This window comes from Nitrospira sp. BLG_2 (assembly GCF_049222245.1).
The window spans coordinates 1-2499 of sequence record NZ_JBLYIG010000525.1; the positions used below are offsets into that span (position 1 = coordinate 1).

Below are 2499 nucleotides of genomic sequence, written 5' to 3' on the forward strand. Positions count from 1 at the left end.
CCCACCGTCCTGGGGTTCTCTATCCTCATTGCGTTGGGCACTTACGGACCGCTCGGTCGTTTTGCTCACCTCTCACTAGCCTTCACCTTACACCGGCCTGGTGATCGCCTCAGTGTTTATTCGATGCCCCGTTCGTGATCCAGCCGACCAGAACAGCGGCTATTCGCCCATATCAAATCCGTGGCGATGAATGAAGGGTTGAACGGAATAGGAACAGCGGCTTGCACCATCATGTAGTCCGCACCGAGTGAGCCGATTGTCGGGCTCGATGCGCGGGCGGCTTTAAACCGGTCCTGTGCATCTCAGTCCGCGCGGATAAACCATTTCCCACTTCCCTTCAACCGGTCGATTCACTCTCTTCGCGATGCGCGAATCTGTGAAACAGCGCCTAGCGATGTCTCCATCCAGCGGTTTGACCTTTTAGATATTTCTCCGTCACACCTCACCGAAGATCTCCTTCAGCGAGAAGTCTGCACAGATGACCTCCAGATACTCCGAACTATCCTATTGACAGGGGACAATAAAGAATGTTACCAATGGATACACTATGAAGCCGCAGGACCTCAAACATATTCGAGAAGAACTAGGCCTCACTCAGCAGCAACTTGCCGACGTCTTACACACGACTCGCGTGTCCGTGGCACGCTATGAGACCGGTATGCGGAGGATTCCCGGTGTTCTATCGGTCGTGCTGAATCAATTACGACGCAAGACGGTCGTTCCAATGGCCGGTCTTGTTGCAGCTGGCTCCCCCATCGAGCCGGTACCGCAATCGGAACTCGTGGAGGTGCCTCCCAGTATGTTGCGAGGGGGAGATTCCTTTGCGTTAAAGATCAAAGGGGAGTCGATGAAAGACGAGGGGATTTTGCCGGGAGATCTCGTGGTTGTGCGCAAACAAGGCACGGCTAAAAACGGGCAGACCGTCGTTGCCCTCGTCAATGGCGAGGCGACGATCAAGACATACTTCAAGAAAGATACCCACATTGAACTTCATCCCGCCAATGAAATGATGCAGCCGATCGTTGTCCGACCATCGGATGAATTTCTCATCGAAGGGATTGTCATCGGTGTCATCCGGCATTGCGCGGTCTAACCAGAAGGAGGGAGCGATGATCGCCACAGAGCGAACAACCCTAACGAAAGACCACTTGATGGATTTGGAAAGAACCGTGGCAGCACTGGATCATCGATTGCGGGGGATCCAGTGGGGCCTGCAGCGAAGCGCTACGGGTTCACTGGTAGAGCGCTTTCGAAGCTTATTGCGCTCCAAGCAGAGAAGCCGGCTCATGTCGACAGTCTGCAATCAACATATACGTTCGAATACAAAGGTGGTGAGTCATGACGGTCCAAGAGCATAGTGCACCATCAGTGAGAACAGGCCCCTGTTCTGATTGCGGCATAGTCGTCGAGCGGCGGATGGAATCGATCGACGGTTTTACGCACTCCACGGTTCAACTCTGCCCAACTTGTTGGAATGCCTCCCGACAACGGCAAGTCTTCGCCGGCGGATGCTGTGGATAGGAGAAAGGCGCGCTATGAGAGCCCCAGAAGCGAGAAAAGGAATAGAGCAATTGCTGCTTACCGGCGCGACTGATTTTCCTCACAGGCTCTCTTCACGGTCCAAGATTGCCACGCAAGGAACAGAGGATCTGACCCACCATGCGGTTTCTCTAAGTTCATCTGATCGGCTGACAGTGCTGTATGGTCATTCGACTGTATTGAGGATCGTCTCGCAGGTTCTCATTGATCGTGCCTTGTCGGGACATCCGGTCGTATATCTGGATGGGGCTCATACATTCGATGCGTTGCTTATCGGACGACTGGCGCGCGGCCGACGTCAGCGACCTCGGAAAGTTCTGGCGATGATCCATGTGGCTCGCGCCTTCAGCGCGCGTCAATTGGAACGGTTGCTGTCTCAGTGTTTGGCCGATGCCTTGGAACGCTATCAAGCCGGTACGGCGGTGATCACCGGTCTCCTTGAAACGCTATCTGGCGACGGCCTGACGGACAATGAGATCAAGCGGCTGACGGACGGAATGATTGAATCGGTACGCCATCTCATGGCGCAGGGCTTTTCATTGCTCTGTCCCTGCCCTTCTATTCCAGGGCCTATGGCTTCAGCTCATCGGCTGTTTTCTCTATTGCGTTCGATGAGCGACCGTTGCCTCATATATGAAGTGCAAGGGAAAGTAGTGACAGAGGAAGTTCCGTTGGGCGCCACGCCCGCCTATGCAGAGCCTTTTGAGGGCATCAGCGTAGGCTCACCTCTCCCCTTCCAATCCACGGGCCAGTGCGCTACAGTTCACTTCATGCCCCCGTAGCTCAGTTGGATAGAGCAGCGGTTTCCTAAGCCGTTCGATACCTCCATACATCTCCTTGATAGAACAGTAAAACATCGCTCCAGGAGCGGCGTTGTGCTGTTTTGTGGACTCAGTTCTGGTCAGTGCACTTCAGGGGAATTTGGGCGAATTTTGCTGTACAGAGAACACGCCGGGAACA

2 protein-coding genes are annotated in these 2499 nt (G+C 54.3%); both read left to right on the forward strand.

Annotated elements, in window-relative coordinates; translation table 11 throughout:
• The first annotated feature begins 547 nt into the window (after positions 1–547).
• Positions 548–1093 carry a transcriptional repressor LexA gene (gene lexA / locus ACOSYY_RS14055; RefSeq protein ID WP_421663146.1) on the forward strand — a complete coding sequence of 182 codons (546 nt, stop codon included), beginning with the start codon at positions 548–550 and terminating at the stop codon, positions 1091–1093.
• A 442-nt stretch (positions 1094–1535) separates the two neighbouring features.
• Positions 1536–2321: a hypothetical protein gene (locus ACOSYY_RS14060; protein ID WP_421663147.1), complete on the forward strand. Its 786-nt coding sequence runs from the start codon at positions 1536–1538 to the stop codon at positions 2319–2321.
• Positions 2322–2499: the final 178 nt, after the last annotated feature.